The sequence below is a fragment of the Clostridium sp. AM29-11AC genome (assembly GCF_003480545.1).
In the GTDB taxonomy this organism is placed as follows: Bacteria; Bacillota; Clostridia; order Lachnospirales; family Lachnospiraceae; genus Otoolea; species Otoolea saccharolyticum_A.
The window spans coordinates 82,146-104,678 of record NZ_QUJI01000012.1; the positions used below are offsets into that span (position 1 = coordinate 82,146).

Here is a 22,533-nt window from a genome sequence, read left to right on the forward strand (position 1 = left end):
GCGTACATATGGGTTTAACGAAATTTGTTCTGAAACGTCCCGTCACTACGATCCTGGCAGTGCTCTGCCTGATCGTATTCGGACTTTCCTCTGTCCTGTCCTCCAAGCTGGAGCTGATCCCGGAGATGGAGATGCCGATGATGGTAGTGTTCACCACCTATGCGGGAGCAAGCCCGGAGGATGTGAGCGAGCTGGTGACCAAGCCCATCGAGGATGAGATAGGAACGCTGAGCGGCGTCAAGTCAGTGACCAGCTACTCACAGGAAAATATTTCCATGGTTCTTCTGGAATACCAGTATGGAACGGACATGGATAAGGCCTACAATGATTTAAAGAAAAAGACAGATCTTCTTACAGCAACTCTTCCCGAAGATGCAGAAGAACCGGTAGTTGTGGAGTTCAATATCAACGATATGGCCACCATGACCCTGGCGGTCAATGATGATACAGCCGACAATCTTTACAACTATGTAAATGAGAAGATTGTGCCGGAGTTTGAAAAGATTTCCTCCGTGGCCAGCGTAGACGTCAGCGGCGGACAGGAGCAGTATGTAAAAGTAGAACTTATTCCGGAAAAGATGGATCAGTACCACCTGACCATGAATTCTCTGATCTCTGCCATCGGCTCAGCCGATTTCTCCCTCCCGGCGGGAAGCGCTGTCGTGGGAAATCAGGAGCTGTCCGTGTCCGCGGGAGTTACCTTCGACACCATGGAGAGCTTAAAGACCATTCCGATCACCGTGGGAAGCGGAGATGTCATCCATCTGGAGGATGTGGCCAATATTTACTCAAACCTGGAGGATCCGGCGGGAATCGGCCGCTATAACGGAAAGGATACGATCTCTCTGGGAATCAAAAAGCAGCAGGAGGCTTCCGCCGGAGAGGTTTCAAAGTCGGTAAACAGCACCATCGAGCGCTTAAAGCGAAGTAATCCGAACCTGGAAATCGTTGTAGTTAATGACAGCAGTGACAGCATCAACTCCTCTCTGGAAAGTGTTATGATGACTATGGTAATGGCTGTCATCATCTCCATGGCAATCCTTTACCTGTTCTTCGGAGATGTGAAGGCATCCCTGATTGTAGGAACTTCCATCCCGATCTCCATTCTGGCAGCCCTCATATTGATGAGAGCCATGGGCTTCTCCCTGAACGTTATCACTCTGGGAAGCCTTGTTCTGGGCGTCGGAATGATGGTAGACAACTCGATCAACGTCCTGGAGAGCTGCTTCAGGGCGAAAGAAAAGATTGGAAACGGTGCCACCTCCTTCAGGGATGCGGCTCTTGAGGGAACAAGAATCATGATCGCCTCCATTCTCGGCGGTACAGCCACAACCTGCGTGGTGTTCCTTCCCCTGGCCCTGATTCAGGGACTTTCCGGACAGATGTTCAAGCCTCTGGGCTTTACAATCGTGTTCTGTATGGTGGCCTCCTTTATCTCGGCGATTACGGTAGTTCCGCTGTGCTATACCATGTACCGTCCGGCGGAAAAGACTAAGGCTCCGCTGTCCGGCGCAGTTCGGGCAATGCAGGATCAGTACAGGAAGATCCTTCGCTTCCTTCTTCCGAAGAAGAAAACGGTTATGTTTACAAGTATTGCCCTGCTTCTGTTCTCCTTTGTTCTGGCAACTCAGATCCGCACGGAGCTGATGCCTGCCACTGACGAGGGAACTATTCAGGTAACCATGGAACTGAGGCCGGGTCTGACGGTTGAGAAGGCAGATGAGATTGTATCGAAGGTGGAGGAGTATGTGGCGGCTGATCCTGACGTGGAGGACTACATTCTGTCCTATGGAGCCAGCGGTCTCAGCATCTCAGGCGGCTCCTCAGCCACTATCACCGCTTACCTGGCAGATGACAGAAAGCGTTCCACCGATGAGGTGGTGAAGGAATGGAATCCGCTTCTGACCGGATATCCGGAGATGAATGTAACGGTTGAGTCTGTAAGCTCCAGCTCCACGATGGCGAGTTCAGCGGACGGGGTGGAGTACATTCTCCAGGGTACCCAGTACGATGAGCTGAAGAATATTTCAGACCAGATCACAGAGGCCTTAAAGCAGAGACCGGAGGTGACAAAGGTACACTCCACACTGGAAAACTCTGCTCCCGTTATCCAGATCGACATCGATCCCATTAAGGCGTCCGCAGAGGGGCTTGTGCCGGCACAGGTGGCCCAGAGCGTCTATCTGATGATCAGCGGAAGCGAGGCTACGACTCTTGACCAGGACGGCGAGGAGATCAGCGTCAATGTAGAGTACCCGGACGGCTGGTATGAAACGGTTGACCAGGTAAAGGGAATTGTAGTGAGCGGGGCGGCAGGAAACTCTGTGGCTCTGGCGGACATTGCCGATATTTACTTCAAGGACAGTCCACAGAGTATTACCAGAAAAGACAAGGAATATCAGGTGACCATCAGCGGAGACTTCGTCAATGGAACGCAGGAAGAGCAGATGGATGCCATTGAAACGCAGATTTACGACGAGGAGGTAGCTCCAAGACTGACTGAGAACGTGACAAGGGCTCAGAACGCTATGGATGAGAGCATGGCGGAGGAGTTTGCATCCCTGGGAGGAGCCATCGCCATGGCCATTTTCCTGGTGTTTGTCGTTATGGCGGCTCAGTTTGAGTCACCGAAGTTCTCCCTCATGGTTATGACGACAATCCCGTTCAGCCTTATCGGAGCCTTCGGTCTCCTCTTCTTAGCCGATGCCAGCATCAGTATGGCATCCCTGTTAGGATTCCTGATGCTGTTTGGTACTGTAGTAAACTCCGGTATCCTCTATGTAGATACAGCCGACCAGTACAGGGCAGAGATGGATCGTGACACCGCTCTTGTGGAAGCCGGAGCGACGAGACTTCGTCCTATCCTTATGACAACGCTGACCACAGTCGTCTCCATGATCCCTATGGCAATGGCCTACGGCGACAGCGGAGAGACCATGCAGGGACTTGCCCTTGTAAACGTGGGCGGTCTGGTGGCTTCTACGGTTCTGTCCCTGCTGATGCTGCCGATCTACTACACACTGATGAACAGAAAGCCCAAGTATGATGAGCTGGATGTAGACTAGGATAAGTGGATGCAGGCAAAATAAAGAGTTCCATCGCCGGCCGCCTGCTCCGTTTCAGGTCCTGGAGGGCGCAGCGGGAGACGCTTCCAGACTGACTGGAAACGCTGCTTAATATTTCCAGCACTTCCAGTCAGAAAATATAGTACAATAGAGTGGCGGCCCGGCTTTCAGAAAATAAAGGACTGAAAAGAACAGACAGACAAGAACAGACAGACAAGAACAGACAGACGGTCTGATGCAGCAGAAAAACAGAACAGGACAGGGAAGACGCAGCAGAGCAGCTGCGGGCACCTGGACAGCGGAGGTGATTCAATGAAACGAAAACAGGCGGCGGCTGCCGCTCTGGCGCTTTTGATGACGGTCGGTGTGCCGGGAGCGGCCTTAGCCGGACCCTCCGGGGCAGACGGCGGGGCAGCTGAGGCCAGGGAGGCCAGCCTGAACGATGGACTTCTCGAGTATGACGAGCTGCCTGAACTGGTTGAGCGCTACAACGTAACTTATAAGAATACATATTCTCAGACTGTAAACCAGAGCCAGAACCTGGATGCGGCCAGGCAGCTGGGAAAGGACGCCAATGAGCTGATGGAGGAGGCCCTTGATCTGAAGGATGACGACATGGATGAAGCCACCAGGGCACTCTACGAGTCCTACAAGGAATCTGCCAAAGCCATGAGAAAGCAGGCAGCAGAGCTGTCGACGGAAGAACTCTCAGGAACAGTGGAGCGTTCCATGAAGATGCTGAAAAACCAGCAGACCATGCTGGCCCAGAATCTTCTGATCCAGTATCAGAGCGCAGTCTCCGGAAAGGAGCTGGCAGACAAGAATGAGGAGCTGGCGAAGGCCTCCCTGGACGCAGTGACAGCCCAGGCAAGTCTTGGCATGGCCTCTTCGGAGGATGTGCTGAAGGCCAACCAGGCCTGGATCCAGGCTCAGAGCGCCGCAGTTCAGCTTGACTCCACCATCAGAAATCTGAAGCAGAATCTTCTTATCACATGCGGCTGGGAGGGAGATGCCGATCCGGAGATTGCCCCTCTTCCGGCGCCGGATCCGGCCAGGGTTGACAGTATGAATCTGGCTGCTGACACAGAGACGGCCACTCAGGCCAACTACAGTTTCATAAGCCTCAGACAGGGCGCAGCCTCCGGTTCCGTTTCAAGAAACGCAAAAAAGAGAAATGTTTCCCAGATGCGCCAGAGCATAGCAGTAGGCATGGAGGGGCTTTACGCCAAGGCAGTAGCTGCAAAGCAGGCCTATGAGGGAGCAGAGGCAAACTTCCAGGCTGCAGCCCTTGACATGCAGGCGGCAGACCAGAAAAATGCCATGGGAATGATGAGCAGGACTGCCTATCTCCAGGCCCAGGCCTCCTATCTGGCGGCCAAATCGGAGAGGGATACGGCTCAGACGGAGCTGTTCACAGCTATCCAGAACTATGACTGGGCATTGAAGGGCATGATGGTGTCAGGAAGCTAGGGAGGAAGGGCTTACAGGGCTCTGTCCCCTGGCTCTCTGCCTGACAGGCCCGAGACAGCCGCAGCAGTTCAGAGACAGGTTTCGGAGACTCATAAAACGGAGGGAAGAACAATGAACAGACAATACAGGAGGGTTCTGCCGCTTCTAACAGCGGCGGCGCTTGCGGCCACGCCTATGGAGGCGTTGGCTGAAAATCCCCAGTTTGCCCATGACGAGGCAACCTGGGAGAGACTGAAAGATAATGTTATGGAATACGATGAGCTGTCCCTTCTGGTTGAGGAATATAACCCGAATTACCAGAATGAGCAGGCATCCTACAATGATACGAAGAATGATGACGATGCCGCGCAGATACGCCGGGACGCCAAAGACAGTGCCCAGGACATGTATGATTCTGCGGAGGATCTGAAAGAGCAGGCCGAGGATTTGAGCTCCATGGCCGATGACCTGAGCGATCAGGCTCAGGCGGCTTTGGATGCCGGAAATCCGGCTCTTGCCGCACAGCTTCAGGCAGGTGCCGCCAGCTACATGGCAGGGTATGCGCCTCTCATGTCAGCGGCAGCCATGACGCAGAACAGCGCTCTGAAGTCAGATATTTCCGCTGACAGCTCCTACGTGGACAGCGACATGAGGAAAATCCAGCACGTCAAAAACCAGAAGGGAATTATTGTGTCCACCCAGAATCTCTTTAATTCCTATAACCAGCTCCGCGCAAATGCGGCTCTGATCCAGAAAAACGTGGAGGTTATGGAGGCAGCCTTAAGGGCCACAGAGACCCAGGCTTCCATCGGCATGGCAACTCAGGCAGATGTGCTGAAGGCCCAGAAGAATCTTCAGTCCATTCAGTCCACCCAGACGGAAACCCTGGCAAGCCTTGAAACGCTTCGCCAGAATCTCTGCATGATGACAGGATGGAGCTACGACGCACAGCCGGAGATCAGAGAGGTACCCCACGCCAATGGTGACGCCATAGCTCAGATTAATCTGGAGGCGGATACGCAGACGGCACTGGCAAATAACTACGATCTCCAGTACAGCCGGCGGGCGCTTGGTAATATGCAGGAAAACTCCACAGACAGAAAGAATCAGGAGAGAACAGTAAAAAATCTGGAGCAGACGGTGAGCGCCACCATGACAAACCTCTACAACGACATCAGGCAGAAGCAGATTGCCTGGCAGTTAGCTCAGGCAGAGCTTGCCACAGAGGAGCAGACCATGTCTGCCATGGAAACAAAGAGGAGCCTCGGCATGGCCAGCGACATCGAGTACCTGCAGGAGCAGTCCACCTACCTGAGCAAGCAGGTGGCAGAGCAGACAGCTGATATGGCTCTCTTCCAGGCTATAGAAACCTACCAGTGGGCTGTGAACGGATATATGAACACATCCGGCTCATAGAGAAACGAGAGTATGGAGAGAGAAGTTTTAGATAGAGAAATTTCAGATATAGAAGTTTCAGATATAGAAGTTTCGGAGAGATGAGCGCTGAATGAATGTTCCATTCAGGAATACAGGCGGAAGAGCAGATATTCGGAAGGGCAGCGCAGACAGGAAACAGGAAAAAGCATAGATAATCACGGAAGTGAAAAACAGCGGGGATGCTTTACAGGGAACCATTCGGGTTTCAGCAGGAGAGCTCCCCGCTGTCTTAGTTTTTCCGCTGTCCGGGGAGTATGCCGTTTGGCGCCTGTCTGCGGTCAGCGGAAGAATTCCAGGATACGGAGACTGATGTGAACAACAGGCTTTTCAGAGGCATCTGGCCGGGAATCCTCCCCGGAGGGCGTCTGGCGGGAAGAAGGGCTCTCTTTGCCGCCTTTTTTTTCATTCTGGGCAATTCCGGCGGACTCTCCGAATACAAGTCTTCTGTCTGCGGAGATTTCCTCGAATACACTTTCATCTAAAAGGCATGCAAGATCCTTTCTGGATTCAGAAGGAACCACAGCGCAGGCCTCCTCAGTAAAGCAGAGGGAGGGATAGAGGACACACCACCAGTTATGGCCGTTTCCTTCCCCGATTATCACGCGCACGGCATCATAGATCCCGCAGGGAAAGACGATGTCTCCGTAGAAGCGGGTCGGAAAGTAGGCGCTTTCCAGACGTATCTGTACCTGGTCCGGTTTCCCCTGCTTTTCCAGAAAGGACTCGGCCAGCGTTTCAAGCTCATCCCGGTGGAGGAGTATGTAGGACTGGAGCCTGGCCTTCTGTGAGGTCTGCTCCTCTCCCTCCTCATCGGAAGAAAAGCCCCGGCGGATCTCCTCGAGGAGCAGATCCCGGACACCAAACTTCAGCTTTTGATCCTCATTGGAATCACTGTTTGCCAGGACGTGAAAGCGGAGTACCTGGGGAGCCACGGACGAGGCAACTGCCTCCTCCTGCTTTCTTGCGCTGCTGATATACAGCGTGAGAGAAACAGCCAGGCAGGCGGCTGCCAGCGAGAGGTACATACATTTATAACTTCCGGCGTCTGAACAACGCTTCAGGAAACGGGAAAAACTTTTCATCTCAAACTCCTTTGCTGCTGTGTTTTCTCCGAGTATTGACAGGCATGATATAATTTAAACAGTTTTTATTAGAAAAAGGTTGAAATTGCTCTGGTATGAGAATAAACTGAATGGGAGCCTGCTTGAGATTCTTTTCTGGCGCCTGAGAACGCCAGAAGCAGCGCTGTCTGCAGAAAGCAGAGACTGCGGGCGATCCGGCAGGTATTGGCCCGGAATATGACAATCAATATAGAAAAGGACACAGAAGGAGAGGAAAGACAGATGAAAACAAAGGTGCTGGTAGTGTTTGGCGGACAGTCCTCAGAGCACATCGTATCGTGCATGTCGGCTGTCAATGTAATTAACCATATAGACAGGGAAAAATACGACGTGGTAATTGTGGGGATAACTGAGGAGGGAAAATGGCTCTATGTGGACAGCGTGGAGTCCATCCGGGACGAGAGCTGGAGAGACAAATCCGTGGGCGCGGTATTTTCTCCGGATGCCACGGAAAAATGTGTGCTCATTGAGAGAGAGAGCGGAGTGGAGAAGGTTCCGGTGGATGTGGCGTTTCCGGTTCTTCACGGGCTTTACGGGGAGGACGGAACTATCCAGGGCCTTTTTGAGCTGGCCAGACTGCCCTACGTGGGCTGCGGAGTCCTGGCCTCTGCCGTTTCCATGGATAAACTGTACACAAAGATTGTGGCGGACACTCTGGGCGTGCGCCAGGCAGCCTATGTCCCGGTTATGAGAGGGGAGCTCTCCCATATGGAATCTGTGACAGAGCGGGTGGAAAAGCATTTCTCCTATCCTGTCTTTATCAAGCCGTCCAACGCAGGTTCCTCCAGGGGAGTTTCCAAGGCCTCAGACCGCAGCGAGCTGGAAAACGGACTGAGGGAGGCTGCGAAGCATGACAGAAAGATTCTGGTAGAGGAAATGATCGTGGGCCGCGAGGTAGAGTGCGCCGTGTTCGGAGGAGGAAACGGGGAGGTCATCGCTTCTGGCGTGGGTGAGATCCTGGCGGCCGCCGACTTCTATGACTTTGACGCCAAGTATTACAATGAAGAGTCCAGAACAGTAGTCAATCCTGAGCTGCCGGGGGACGCTGCCGAGAAGGTAAGAGAGGCTGCCAGAAGGATCTTCACCGCTGTAGACGGCTACGGAATGGCGAGGGTGGACTTCTTTGTGACAGAGCAGGGAGAGGTTGTGTTCAATGAGATCAACACCATCCCAGGCTTTACCGCCATCAGCATGTACCCGATGCTTTTCGAGGCTGCGGGAGTGGATAAGACAGAGCTTGTAACGCGCCTGATCGAAAATGGACGCGTAAGGTATGACTCATAACGGCTGGCTGGAAAGGAGAGCATATGGACAGAAACGCGCCTATCGGTGTATTTGATTCGGGAGTCGGAGGTCTGACAGTGGCCAGGGAGATTATGCGCCAGATGCCGGAGGAGAAGCTTGTCTATTTCGGAGACACCGCCAGGGTTCCCTACGGAACGAAATCTCAGGAGACGGTGATCCGATATTCCAGGCAGATTATCCGTTTCCTGCGGACCAAGGAGGTAAAGGCTATCGTCATTGCCTGCAATACGGCGACTGCCTGCGCGCTGGAAACGGTGGAGAAGGATCTGGATATTCCGATTATCGGCGTGATCCACGCCGGAGCCAAGGCTGCTGTGGAGGCGACGAAAAACAGAAAGATAGGGATTATCGGCACAGAGGCCACCATCAGAAGCGGCGTCTACACAGAGCTGATGAAGCAGATGAACCCGGCGATCGAGGTGACAGGAAAGCCCTGTCCCCTCTTTGTGCCTCTCGTGGAGGAGGGGCTGCTCCACGACTCTGTCACCGACGAGATTGCCTCCCGCTATCTGGCTTCTCTCAAGGAAAAATATATTGATACCCTTGTTATGGGCTGCACCCATTACCCTCTCCTTCGCTCCACGCTGGCGCGGCTGATGGGCGAGGAGGTGACGCTTATCAATCCGGCCTACGAGACAGCCAGGGAGCTTAAGAGCCTTCTGGGGGAAAAGGAGCTTACCTGCATCCCGGGGGAGGCCGGAGGGGAAAAATACCAGTTTTTTGTCAGCGACATGGCAGAACGGTTCAAAAGCTTTGCAACGGCAATCCTTCCGGGAGAGGTGAAGGAGACGAGAAAGATAAATATTGAGGAATACTGAAGATACAAGACCGGGAAGGAAAAAGACTGTGACAGAGGGCTGCGGTATTCCAAAACAGAAGGAGAATGACGAATGACGAAAGAGGTTCTTGTGAGTATCCGGGGAATCCACACGGTGGACGGGGAATCCGACAATGTGGAGGTTATCACGGCCGGAAGCTATTATTTTAAGAACAATAAGCACTACATCGTCTATGACGAGCTGGTGGAGGGCTTTGACAGGGCGGTGAAAAATACAATCCGGATCGGACGGAATACGGTGGACGTGATGAAGAGCGGTCCGGCCCGCTCCCATATGGTTTTTGAGGAAAACAAGACGAATGTAAACTGCTATTCCACCGCCTTCGGCCAGATGATGGTAGGTGTCAGCACAAACATGATAGACATAGACGAGCAGGAAGATCGAATCAGCGTTCACGTGGATTATACTCTCGATGTGAATTTTGAAAAAATGTCAAACTGCAGGATTTCCATTGACATTCAGTCAAAGGAAAAGGCTGATTTCCATTTGAATTCATAGCGGGAAGAAGGAGAAGGCTCAGCTGGAAACATACTAAAGGAGGAGAGGGCAGAAAGCTCTTATGAGAGTCCTCTTTTCAACGACGGAAAGGCGGAAAAACGGATGATAAAGCGGCAGGAGGAAAGTGCAAAAAAAGAAAGACAGCCCAGCGCTCAGAGAGAGATACCAGGAATCTGTCAGACTGACAAAAAGGCGGGAAAAACAGCTTCGGCTGCAGTCGGCCTTGGGGTGAGAGAGCTGGCGGCCGGCGGCTTTTTCACTGCGCTGATTGCAGTGGGGGCATTTATAAAAATCAGCATCCCCGTCCAGCCCTTTCCTATGAACTTTACCCTTCAGTTTTTCTTTGTTCTGCTGGCAGCGCTGCTTCTCGGGGCAAGGCAGGCATTTCTCTGTGTCCTCACTTACCTGACCGTGGGCCTGGTAGGAGTCCCTATTTTTGCAGCAGGGGGAGGGCCGGCCTATCTGCTCAGGCCTACCTTCGGATTTCTGCTGGGTTTTGCTGCCGCCGCATGGGTGACGGGAACCGTTTCCGAAAAGCTCAGGAGCTCTTCCCTGAAGAGCCTTATGGCAGCCTGCCTCTGCGGCTTCACTGTCATGTATCTGTCAGGCATGTTCTATTTCTATTTTCTGAGCAATTACGTGATCCATATGCCTGTAACAGCCGGAGTAGTTTTTGTGAACTGTTTCCTGCTGACAGCCGGCGGAGATCTGCTCTTGTGCTTTCTGGCCAGTCTCACTGCCAGGAGGCTGAAGCCCATGATGGCATTTCTGAGGTAAGGGAGCTTACCGGTTTTTGGAGTCTGCTTTGGCAGACTCTTTTTTTGTATAACAGGGAACGAGGTTTCCTATAATACAAAAAGCCCTGCCCGCTTTTTTACTGCGGGAGGTTAAACACTGTCAAAACACAGCATAATTTGATGAAAAAATCCTGGAATGACATTAAAAAAATACGAAAAAATAAATAAGAACAGAAAAATTGTCATATTAATCTTCGCAAATTCGTGTAAATAATAAAGAGGGCAAATAGAACGATACAACAGTCAAATCAGTACAGTCGAACAACAGCAGAAAACATAATAGAATCTACTCTCTTTTCACATCATTGTTTAGCTTTCTCACAGATTTCAGCAAATACTCCATTTGATCCGGCAGCAGAAAATCACGAAGCCTGTATCGGATACAGGCTTTGAAGATAAATCAAAACATGCAAAGGAGGAGTTGTATGAAAAAGAAACGAAGACGGCAGATTGGCAGGCAGATTATAAGCTGGGTTCTGACGGCATCCATGGTGCTGCCGAACACGGCAGTTCTGGTGGCCGATGCGGCAGAGCAGGTAAAAAACATGCCCCGCTATGTGGACTTTTCGCGCCCTTCAGCCCTGACGCTGAATGAACTGGGACTTTCCGGGTCAGTGGGAGGAAACAGCTCAGGAAGAAACAGCGCTGCTCAGGGAGACGACAAAGACCAGCCCAAGGGCAGCGGGACAGAAGGCAGCCAGCCGAAGAGCAGCAGTCAGGAGGAGAGCGGCTCAGATGGAAAACGCACAGAAGACAGTAAAACCGGAAGCAGCAGCTCCAAAAAAGAGGAAGAGAGCGGAAGCTCCGGCTCTGAGGGGAGTGAGACAGCCTCCGAAGGAGGCAGTTCTGAAAGTGAGGGAAGCAGTTCCGGCTCTGAGAAAGGAGAAGATAAAACAGACGGGAGCGGAACCGGCGAAAAAGGAGAGAGTGAAAGCGGAACCGGCGAAAGCGAAACAGGTGAAGACGAAACAAGTGGGAGCGGCACAAGTGAAAGTGAAGCCGGTGGAGAGAGCGGAAGTGAAGAGGAAGACAGCTCTCAGGCTGGTTCCGGGACAGATGATAGCGGAGCAGACGGGGAATCTGGGGACGGTTCTGACTTAGACAGCGCTCAAAAGCCTGACAGTTCCAAGGACTCCGGCACCATAGATGATCCGGCAGAGGAAGAGAAACAGCCTCCAAAGAAAGAACCGTCCTCAGAGGAGCAGCAGGAGGAGCCTCCCATGGAAGAGCTTCCTCCTGAGGAAACGCTTCCAGAAGAAGAGCAGCCTCTGGAAGAAGAGCAGCCTCTGGAAGAAGAGGAGCTTCGCGCTCCCGAGGATTTTTACGAGGAGCCTGAGGCTGACGAGCCAGACGGAGAATTGGTGCGCTTTGACGGCTCCGTCCGTACCTACCGTACCGGGGACGGAGAGTATACAACCGTGATCGGCGGGTATTCCGGACTCTATGAGCGGGAAGACGGCACAGTGGAAGAGGTGGATGACACTCTGATTCCTCTGAAGGAAAAGAGAGAGAAGGAGGAACCCGGTGAAGATGAGCCGCAGAAGGCCAGCAGCTCTAACGCCATGCCTTTAAGGAGCATTTCTGCCTCCTCCTACCTGGCTAATGCAGGCGGTGAAACAGACATTCAGATCCCGGAGCGGATTACGTCTGCGCGGGGCATCCGCATCGAGTCCGGGGAAGACAGCATGGAGCTGATCCCCTCCGGCGGCAGTTTCAAACGGAGCCTCTGTGAGGGAAATGCTATCCGTTTTACGGATGTATATGAAAACATTGACTACCAGTATACGGTAGTTGGGAATACGGTGAAGGAGGACATTATCCTTCTGGAACCGTCAGAGAAGTATGAGTTTACCTACCAGTTAAAGATTCCGGGCCTCCAGGCGGCCAAAGAGGACGGCCGCATTGTGATTTACCGGGACAGAAAAGAGGAGCCGGTGTTTCTTCTGGATGCGCCTCTGATGATTGATGACGACGGAGAGACAAGCAGCGATCTGACTATGAAGCTGTCCGGGAAGAAGGACCGGGTGACTGTGACAGTGAAGGCAGACGAGGGCTGGCTGGAGGATGAGGACCGAGCCTATCCGGTCCGTATCGATCCGAGTCCCCTGGTTCCATCCAATGAGCTTATCATGTGTACGGTGTCTGAAGGACATCCGTCTTCCCACTATGACTGGGGAAGCCCGTCTTACGTGGGATATGTGGACGACAGTATGAAAAACTGCCGCGTCTATATCGCAGTCAATATGTTCGACGATGCCAACATGCAGGATATTCTGAATTCTGCCACAAACTGCCTGCAGGCAACCCTGGAGATCCACCAGCAGACAGACAACAGCAAGGGCACAAGTGTCTTCGAGCTTGGTTTTCCGGTGGTGGGCTGGGATGCCAACCGCGTGACCTGGAATTCTATGCCGGCCGTCAACCCGGCGCCGGAACGCCATATTTTTGCAGGCTCTGCCGGAGAGAACCAGACTCTGTCCTTTGACTTTACTGAGGTGATGAACGCCTGGATCGCAAAGACAGAGCCTCAGGGCGGCTTTATGCTGAAAGCCCAGGTGGAGGCCGGTGAGACGACGGATCCTGCCTACCGCATGACGGCAGAGACCTTTGCAAATACCTACAATTCAGCCCAGGGCCCGAAGATCACTGTGGTATGGGAGGGAAATCTGGAAGAAGAGGCCATGGATCTGGAAAAGACCACAATAGATGTAACTCCGTCTATTGTCAGCACCGAGATTGGGGGATACAGCGTATCCGGCGTCCTGACAAACGGAAAGACACAGGAGGGCGCAAAGATTTCCTGGCAGCTGATGGAAGAGGCCTCAGAGGAGGAAAAAGACAGCGGGGAGACAGAGGGCGCAGAGGAGTTTATCTACCCAGATTTCCAGAAAGCAGATCTGGAGAGCGATTATGATGCCAGTCTGGTTTCCAACTGGCAGGCAGAGAGCGGATGGACCCTGGACGACCTGGAAACAGATACGATCTATTACGTGTCAGGAACCGCCGAGGGATATCCGCTAAATGAAGACGGAACGGCTGATACTGAGGGGGAGAAAATCACCTTTACACCGGAAGACAGTGATACCTTCCTGCTCTATGAGGTGCAGCAGCACGATCTGGTAAACCGGATTGCCCGTCACTACGGGGTAAATCCCAACACCATCGCAAGAGATAACCACCTGTACAAAAACCAGCTGGCAGAAGCGGATACAATCCTCTTCATCCGCGGACCGAAGACAGCAGAGCCCTACTCCTGGCAGGATAATCTGACGCCTCTTGAAGAGAAGCTCTTGGAAAATCTGCTGGCAGGAGCCAATATCAACTGTGAGCTGGGTCTGGAGCCTGTGAATCTGAATACAGGAAACTTCTACATGACCCAGGAGGACTTTGGGATTCCGGAATTAAACGGCAGCTTTGGCATCACGAGAAGCTACAACTCCTCCCTGCCGGACTACCACAATGAGTTCGGCTATGGCTGGAGCTCCGGCTTAGGCGACCACCTGTCCATCCTGCCGGACGGAACGATCCTCTATAAGAGGAGCGATGGAAAGGGCATCCCCTTTACAAAGAACGGGGATACCTACGAGGCGCCGGAAGGCTATGCCCAGACGCTTACTCCCCTGGACTCCATTGAGATCGACACTGCCACCGCCTCTGACGCAGAGGAGAGCGGCAGAAACGAATCCGGGGAAACCGGCAAGGATGCGAAAACTGACCGGCCTGCCACAGAAACAAGGGTTGTCACCACGGAGGAGCTTTTAAAGGAGGCAGAGCAGAGAAAGCTGGCGTCCGGGAGGAGCTTTGCTGAAAATCTGGTGACAGGACTTCCAAGAGCCAGCAGCTCAGACGCCAGAAAGCAGTCCGGTGAACCGGACAGCGAGAAGGAGGAGAAAGAAAGCGCCATCGCCCCGCCGGCCTGCGCCGGATGGAAGGTGACAGACACGGACGGAAGTACATTCGTGTTTGACGCCCAGGGATTTCTCCAGTACCATGAGGATCGGCAGGGCCGCCGCACCACCTTCGTCTACAGTGACGATTATGACCTGCTTCAGATCAAATCTCCTACGGGAAAAATTCTCGACATCACCATGGACGAGAAGGGTAGGATCACAGGGGCAGGTCTGCCGGATGGCACCCAGGTAAGCTATGAGTACGACGAGGATGGAAATCTGGTTCAGTATACTAACCAGGCCGGAGATACCCGCCGATATGAGTATGACGACAGTCACCGCATGACGGCCTGGTATGATGAGAACGGCACCTGCGTCACGGCAAATGTTTATGACGGGGAGGGGCGTGTGACGAAGCAGACGGACGGAAATGGAAACACTGCCGTTTTGACCTATGCCGACGGCTGTACCACCGTCACCGACAATAATGGCAATATCACAGAATACTGCTATGACAGCCAGTACCGAACCACCCGGATTGTATACCCGGACGGAAGCGAGCTCCGCTATACCTACGATGAAAACGGATACCGGTCATCAGAGACAGATGAGCTGGGAAATACCACCGCCTGCACCTATGACAGGAATGGAAATCTCCTGACTGAGACGAGGGCCGACGGTTCCAGGGCCTCCTTCACCTATAATGAGGCAAACCAGCTCTTAACCGCCACTGACTATGAGGGCGGCACCACCGCCTATACCTATGACGAAAGAGGCAATCTCCTGACGGCCACGGATCCTGAGGGCAATACGGTCTCCCTCACCTACGACGGGCAGAGCCGCCTGATTTCCATGACGGATGCAAACGGCGGTACTGTTACCCTTCAGTATGACGGCGCTGCGGTGACATCCATCACCGATGGGGAGGGGCATACCGCCCATTTCACCTATGACGCCATGAACCGCCTTTTAACTCAGACAGACGGTTCCGGCCGCACAGAGAAGTGGACTTACAATAAAAACGGATGGAATCTTACAGAAACAGCAGGGGACGGGGGAACCACGGCCTATGAATACAGCCCGGCGGGAGAGGTGCTGTCCATTACCGATCCTATGGGAACGGAAACTGCCTTCACCTACGATCCCATGCACAACATCCTGAGCGGGACAGACGCAAAGGGAAATACTCTGACTTACGCCTACGACGGGAACTACAATCGGATATCCGAAACGGACGCTCTGGGCCGCACCACGGTCTACGCATATGACGGCAGAAACCGCCTGATTTCCGTGACGGACGCCAAAGGGCAGAAGATCTCCTATATCCTGGACGCGAAGGGAAACCAGATTGCAGCTTCTGACCGGAGAGGAAACACGGTACATACCGAATACGATTCGATCCTTGGTCTTCCCGTCCTGGTAACGGACGCCATGGGCTACGAGAGCCGGTATGAGTATGATCGAAACGGCCGCCTGCTCAGGCAGACGAACCCTGACGGAACCACCCAGGCCTATGAGTACGACAAAAACGGCCGTGTGATCCGCATGACGGCGCCAAACGGTCTTGTCACAGAGCTTGGCTATGATGGAAACGGAAATATCGTCCGCCTGTCCGATGACGAGACGAGGGTTTATACGTTTACCTACAACCACAACAACCAGCTCACGAAAGCGAGAGATCCGCTGGGAGGCGAAACCGCCTGCGTCTACGACGGAGCCGGAAACCTTCTGACCTTCACCGATGCCAACGGCTACAGCACCCGGTATCGCTATGACGGGGCCAGCCGCTTACAGGAAGTGATCGATGCCCTGGACGGAGTGACCGCCACCGATTATGATTTAAACGGCCGCATAGTGAAAAGCACCGACGCCAACGGTCACAGTGATGAATTCTATTACAGCGAAATCGGAGAGCTCCTGGCCCAGACAGACGCTTTGGGCCATGTGACTGCCCGCGAGTACGACCCAGTGGGCAATGTGACGAAAACCACCGATGCCCTGAAAGGGGAAACCAGGATTGTCTACGACGAGTTAAACCAGCCGGTTGCGCTGACTGACGCCCTGGATCACGAGTACCAGACCGCCTATGACGAGAACGGAAATCTGGTAAGGATTCAGATGCCTGACGGCGATACTGTCACTATGGAATACGATGCGAACAACCGGATTATTACGAGCACGGACGAGGCCGGCGTCGTAACCGCCTACACTTATGATGAGATGGGCCGCGTCACGAAGAAGAAGGACAATATCGGGAATACCACCCTCTATGGTTACGACGAAAGCGGGAATCTCATCTGGCAGAGCGACACCATCGGAAGGACCGCCTTCTATGAGTACGATCCCTTCGGACGTCTGGTAGAACAGACCGACTTCGGACAGGCCGTTACCCGCTACGAGTACGATGCCCTGGACCGTCTGACCAGAGTAATACAGCCGGACGGCACCGCTTATGCCTACGAATACGATCCGGCAGGAAATCTTATAAAGACCACGGAACCGGGAGAGGCGGTCTATATCTACGCTTATGACGCCATCAACCGGGTCACCAGCGAAACCAATCCTCTGGGAGCAGTCACCGGGTATACCTATGACGCAGTGGGAAACCTCCTGTCCGCCCTGGACGCGGAAGGGGCTGAAACCTCCTACGCCTACGATGATACTGACCGGCTCACCTCCGTCACCAACGGGCGCAGAAACACGGAACTTTACGAGTATGACGAGCTGTCCCGTCTGCTGAGCTTCACCACGCCGGAGGGAAATAAGACGGAATACCGATATGACGCCCTGGGGAACGTGACGAAGGTTAAGGATCCCAACGGCCTGATCACCGAGTACCGATACGATGTGATGGGAAACCTTATCGAGGCCATTTCCCCGAAGGGGGCAAAGACTTCCTATACCTATGACAAACATGACGAGCTGACCAGCGAAACCGATCCGGCGGGAAACACCACCGTCTACGAGGTGGATTTAAACCGCCTGGTGACAAAGCTGACCCAGAAAAACGGGGGCTCCTACGTCTATACCTACGATCCTGTCCACCGTCTGACCGGTATCACCACCCCACTGGGCCTGACCCGTACCTTCGAGTACGATCCGGCAGACAATATCATAGAGGACAGCGACAGTCTGGGAAGAAACAGCTCCTATGAGTACGACGTGATGCACCGGATGACGAAAGTAAGAGATCCGGAAGGGGGAATTACGGAATTCGGATACGACATCCGCGGCAATCAGAACGCCGTCACCGATGCCCTGGGATATACCTGGAACTATGAGTATGATCTCATAGACCAGTTAAAGGCCAGTGTGGATCCGGAGGGAAAGGCCACTGAGTATGCCTACAACCAGGTGGGACGCCTGATTTCCCAGACAAAACCGGGAGAGAGAACCACGCAGTATTCCTACGATCCGGCCTACAACCTCATCGGAATCACAGATCCGAAAGGATATTTCTACAGCTATACCTATGATAAAGACGATCGCCTGATTGGAACGAAAAACCCCTTAGGCGAGACCACCGAAACTGTTTACGATCCGGGCAGCCGGATTACGGACTATACGGATCGGATGGGATTAAGCGAGCATTACGCCTACGATCCCCACGGAAACCTTCTGACCTTCACAGGAACCAGCGGCTTAAATACCCGGTTTTCCTATGATATCCTGGATAATCTGACAGAGGTAACGCTGTCCAGCGGCCTGAAGACCCGGTACACCTACGATGAGATGGGCAATGTGACGGCTGTGGAAGACACCATGGGCCGCGTCACCGGATATACCTACGATCTGGAGGGCAACCGTACCAGCCTGACAAACGCGGAGGGCCGGACGGAGAAATGGAGCTACGACGCGGGAGGACGTCTGACCAGTTATACGACCAACAGCGGCGACACCATCCGGTACGACTACAACAAGCTGAATAACCTGGTGGAGAAGTCCTACGAAAATGCAGAAGACACGGTGATTGTGGGGAAAAACGGGGAACCGGCTGCCGGACAGGACGAAGAGGCAGAAAAAGGCGTGCTTTACGGCTACGATGCTCTGGGCCAGAGGGTATCCATGATGGATCTTACCGGGGAAAGCACTTACCAGTATGACGGCCTCGGCCGCATTACCCAGGTGACAAACGGCTCCGGACAGACCGTCTCCTACACTTATGACGGTTCCGATCAGCTGGAGAGCATCACCTATCCCGACGGAACCAGCGTCCATTACCGCTACGATAAGAACGACAACCTGACCGAGGTCATCGGACGGGATGGGGAAAGCACCACCTATGAGTACGACGCCATCAACCGGATCACCCAGATCCACCGTCCAAACGGTATCAGCACCTACAATACCTACAATGCCAGAGATCAGATCGTTACCATGAAAAATACCTGTGACGACTGCGGATGGGTCGTGAGCCAGTACGATTATACCTATGATGATCGCGGTTTCATCATCGGTGAGGATGCCATCGAATCTCTCTACGGCTACGCATGGGATGACAAGCATGACGGAAAGCACGAGAACGGCCGTCATGACGACAAGTACCCTCACGGAGGCCAGCACCGGAACAAACATGATAAGGACGGAAAAGACAACTATCAGATCGTGGAGACAAACCGCACCTTCGAGTACGACGAGGACGGAAAGCTGTTAAAATCCACAGAGAAGGAAGAAAACCAGGGAACCTACACCTATGAGTATACCTACGATGACATGGGGAACCGGTTAAGCTATACGAAGAAGCGGAATGGAACCGTACAGGAGAGTGCGGAGTACACCTATAACCTGTCCAACCAGCCAGTCCATGCAAAACTCTATGACGGGAAGAAGCATACCGAAATGGAGTACGGCTATGACGCGGACGGAAACCTGGTTTCCGAGAACGGGACAAAGGGGACCGATAAGGTAGACCTGAGCTACTACTATACGGTGGAGAACCGTCTGAAGGCTGTATACGAAAAAGACAACCTGCTGGCAGCCATGGCCTACGACGGAGACGGGAACCGGACCTTCCAGCTGTCCTACAACCTGCACACGGACGACGACTTCAAGGGAAACAGCGGGAATGGAAACGGGAACAACAAGGACAATACGGGAAGCGGAAATAAGGGGAACAAGGGAAAGGAAAGCGGAAAAGAGAAAACATCCATCAGTCCGGAAGACGCCCTGTTATCCTACCAGGCTCTGACCCTGTCCTTAGAGGAACTGCTCCGGCCGCAGGAGGAGAGCAAAGCGACGGCATCCGATGCAGAGGAGAAGAGGACGGAAAACGCACTTCTGCCGGAAACAGAAACCAGGGAGGAAGCAGACCAGATCATTTCCCTGTTTAAAAAGAAGAATGAAAACGGAAACAACGGCAACAACGGAGACGGAGGAAACGGAAACCACTACGGCTGGGACGCCGCCAGCCCATCGGATGCGGAGGAAAAGCCGGATCAGGGAAATAACGGGAACGGTAATGGGAACAAAGACAAGGACAAAGGCAACAACGGGAAGAAAGATAAGGACAAAGGCAACAACGGCAACGGCAATACCAACAACACAGGCGGAAGCGAGAACCAGAGCGGAATCCTGATGCCGGAAAAGCCGGTATCAGCCATCGAGCAGGGCCTTATTGACCTGATTAAGACGGAAGGCCATCAGAAGAATTATGAGCTGGTGGAGTATGTGAGCGACGTGAACCGGGAATACGCAGAGGTCCTGATGGAAGTCAATATTGACGGCGAGCCGGATACGGCGTATGCTTACGGTAACGAGAGGCTGACCGTGGAGCGGTTTACCGGCTGGATGGGATACTACACCTACGATCCGAGGGGAAGCGTAAGCGGAGTGGCGGATGCAGACGGAGGCCTGTGGGCGTCCTACCGGTATAATGCCACGGGAAAGATGACCTTTGGCGAGCCGGAGTATAACAATATCTACGGATATAATGCCGAGAGCTACAATCCGATGCTGGAGCTTCAGTACCTGAGAGCCAGATACTATGACGTGGAGAGGGGGAATTTCTTAACTGAAGATACCTACCTGGGAGACATCAGCGATCCGCTGACGCTGAACCGGTATAACTATGTAAAGAGTAATCCGTTAAATTACATCGATCCGAGCGGATTTGTGTCCGAGTATCTGACAGGCCCGTCGTATGATCCGGATGATTCGTGGAAAGCCAACAACTATCCGCTGTCACAGACGGGTTCAGAGAGAACCGAGTTCCCAGTGACGGTTGTATCAGGAACGGAGGCGGTCAGAGAGCTTTGGGGAAGCGTATCAAAGGGCGTAGCCAATGCAGTAGACATGATCAGCGAAAATGTCAGCCATGCGGTAAAGAATAAAGTGAAAGACTTAATGGAAGCCGCTGTAAAAGCAAGCGTCATGATCGTGTGCAGTGATACGGTTCAGCTTTTACATGATGTGGGAAATGCCATATTCAGTTTCATAATAGGAACGGTTTACGGAGCATTGGAACCGGCCTCTGTGCTGCTTGACTTTCTGATTGACAGCGGAGGATATGACAGGGCAGCCTTTGAACTGGGAAGGATTGTAGGAAATGCGGCGGCAATTGCGGCGATTTTCGGAATGTTTTTCGCAGGAGGAGGAGCAATCAGCGGCGCTTTTATGGGCGGAGCGATGGCATTGACACTGGGAGCAGCGGGAGCGGCGAAGGTGGAAATAGCGGCAGGAGCAACTGTGATAGCGGCGAAAGGGAATTTCATAGCGGAAGCACTGAATAGCCTGATATCGGAAATGTCAGGAGCTTCGAACTCTGGAGGAAAAGGAACAGAGGAAGAGGGGGAGAAGGAGACTGAGATACATGCTGGAGATAAAACTCCAAAAGGGCGTGAATATACAAAACATGGTGCAGAAAGGGCGAATGAGAGAGGATTTGACTCTCAGAAGATTGATAGCATTATTGATAACAATTATAAGCATCGTACAAAAGAAATTGATAAACTTACAGGAAAGGTGACTTGGAGATATCAAGATAAAAGAGGAAATACAGTAATTACAAACGAGTGGGGAGATAAAATAGTCACAGTTTATTCTCATCCTACCTCATTGAACGGCGGTAACTATATTCCTAAAAATTAATATTGGGAGGTAACCATGGACACAAATTTTTTTAAAATGTTTCAGGAGGCTAAATCACATTTAGAGTTAGGAATGAGTAAAGATATTCAAGCTTTTTTTGAAGGGAGAAATGATATAAAAAATCATATAATAGAGATGAAAAATGAAGGAATAATATTCATTAATATAAAATTATATGATTTTTCTAGAAAATTAAGTAAAGAGTTGTTTTTAGAGTTTGTTGGTTTTGTCGGATATTCGAGATATAATTTATTTATTAATGAAAATGAAGAAAATATAGACAGATATTTATATTTAACTAAAAGTTCAAATATTAGTGGCGTAAAAATGGAAATAGTAATATCGTAAATATTTCTGATTAATTTTACGGATGATGTTTCTGGAAAATGGTGAGAGGAGACTGGTAGTTATTATCTGATATATCACTTGACTTTGCCGGATGACGTCCCACGGTCGGGTGCCCGACCTTTCACTAGCATACATTTCGACCCATTGAAATTGCTTTTTGGACTGAAAACTCTCTTTTCAAATCGGGCCAATAAGCCGAATACTGAGACTGCCGACACACCTTTCCGAGTGATGCTTGAAAATCGGTACACGGATGGTCACGGCGCGTCACAGGGGTAAGAAAAAAGTAGTTCTTCGTATGGTAATCAGAAAGGCCTCTGCTTTAGCCAAGAACGTGTTTCCATTCAGAAATCTCGTATGCTGACTGCAAATCCATTGATTTTACGGTGCATTTTTGGGGGGCAGGATGGCAGAATCCGGATTTTCTCAAATACAGGGTTCTGCCAGGCCACCTAAAAGAGAGGTTGAAAATGGCTTAAAAACTTTTCCTTAGAGACAGGAATAGGGGGAAAGGTTTCATGGAAGTCTGGCTGTCGGGTTTAATGCTTTCACTAATCCCGGCAGCCTTTTTCTTTCTATAAGGCAATCACAATTCATGCGTATTTTACATTACACCTCACCAACATTGACGGCGAGCCGGGATTGTGTCAATAGTTTTTCGCAAAATTAAAATCTTGCCGTTTGGCAGCCGGTAGTCA

The 22,533-nt window shown here is 52.2% G+C and carries 10 protein-coding genes; 9 read left to right on the forward strand and 1 reads right to left on the reverse strand.

What is annotated here, in order from left to right; genetic code table 11:
• The first annotated feature begins 8 nt into the window (after positions 1 to 8).
• The 3 genes from DW757_RS10295 to DW757_RS10305 all read left to right on the forward strand — a co-directional run bounded on the left by DW757_RS10295 (position 9) and on the right by DW757_RS10305 (position 5,930).
• A complete protein-coding gene (locus DW757_RS10295; protein WP_118751641.1) occupies positions 9 to 3,065 on the forward strand; it encodes an efflux RND transporter permease subunit in 3,057 nt (1,018 codons plus the stop codon).
• Between the two features lie 312 nt (positions 3,066 to 3,377).
• Complete coding sequence (locus tag DW757_RS10300) at positions 3,378 to 4,535, forward strand: TolC family protein (protein ID WP_008396606.1); 1,158 nt, start codon at positions 3,378 to 3,380, stop codon at positions 4,533 to 4,535.
• 111 nt (positions 4,536 to 4,646) lie between these two features.
• On the forward strand, positions 4,647 to 5,930 hold the full coding sequence (locus tag DW757_RS10305) for a TolC family protein (RefSeq protein ID WP_008396607.1): 1,284 nt from the start codon (positions 4,647 to 4,649) through the stop codon (positions 5,928 to 5,930).
• 299 nt (positions 5,931 to 6,229) lie between these two features.
• Here DW757_RS10305 and spoIIR read toward each other — a convergent pair whose 3' ends face one another.
• Complete coding sequence (gene spoIIR, locus DW757_RS10310; RefSeq protein ID WP_118751642.1) at positions 6,230 to 7,033, reverse strand: stage II sporulation protein R; 804 nt, start codon at positions 7,031 to 7,033, stop codon at positions 6,230 to 6,232.
• A 216-nt stretch (positions 7,034 to 7,249) separates the two neighbouring features.
• Between spoIIR and DW757_RS10315 the strand changes: the two genes are divergently transcribed.
• The 6 genes from DW757_RS10315 (at position 7,250) to DW757_RS10340 (ending at position 21,835) form a co-directional block, all read left to right on the forward strand.
• Entirely contained in the window at positions 7,250 to 8,356 is a 1,107-nt protein-coding gene (locus DW757_RS10315) for a D-alanine--D-alanine ligase family protein (protein ID WP_015574700.1), read from the forward strand.
• Between the two features lie 23 nt (positions 8,357 to 8,379).
• Positions 8,380 to 9,195, forward strand: coding sequence for a glutamate racemase (gene murI, locus DW757_RS10320; protein ID WP_015574701.1), 816 nt, complete (start codon positions 8,380 to 8,382; stop codon positions 9,193 to 9,195).
• 72 nt (positions 9,196 to 9,267) lie between these two features.
• Entirely contained in the window at positions 9,268 to 9,714 is a 447-nt protein-coding gene (locus DW757_RS10325) for a DUF1934 domain-containing protein (protein ID WP_008396614.1), read from the forward strand.
• A gap of 102 nt (positions 9,715 to 9,816) precedes the next feature.
• Positions 9,817 to 10,491, forward strand: a complete 675-nt coding sequence (locus DW757_RS10330; protein WP_118751643.1) for a biotin transporter BioY — start codon at positions 9,817 to 9,819, stop codon at positions 10,489 to 10,491.
• A 445-nt stretch (positions 10,492 to 10,936) separates the two neighbouring features.
• A complete protein-coding gene (locus DW757_RS10335) occupies positions 10,937 to 21,487 on the forward strand; it encodes a DNRLRE domain-containing protein (protein ID WP_243033579.1) in 10,551 nt (3,516 codons plus the stop codon).
• A 15-nt stretch (positions 21,488 to 21,502) separates the two neighbouring features.
• A complete protein-coding gene (locus DW757_RS10340) occupies positions 21,503 to 21,835 on the forward strand; it encodes a hypothetical protein (protein WP_118751645.1) in 333 nt (110 codons plus the stop codon).
• The last annotated feature ends 698 nt before the right edge of the window (positions 21,836 to 22,533 follow it).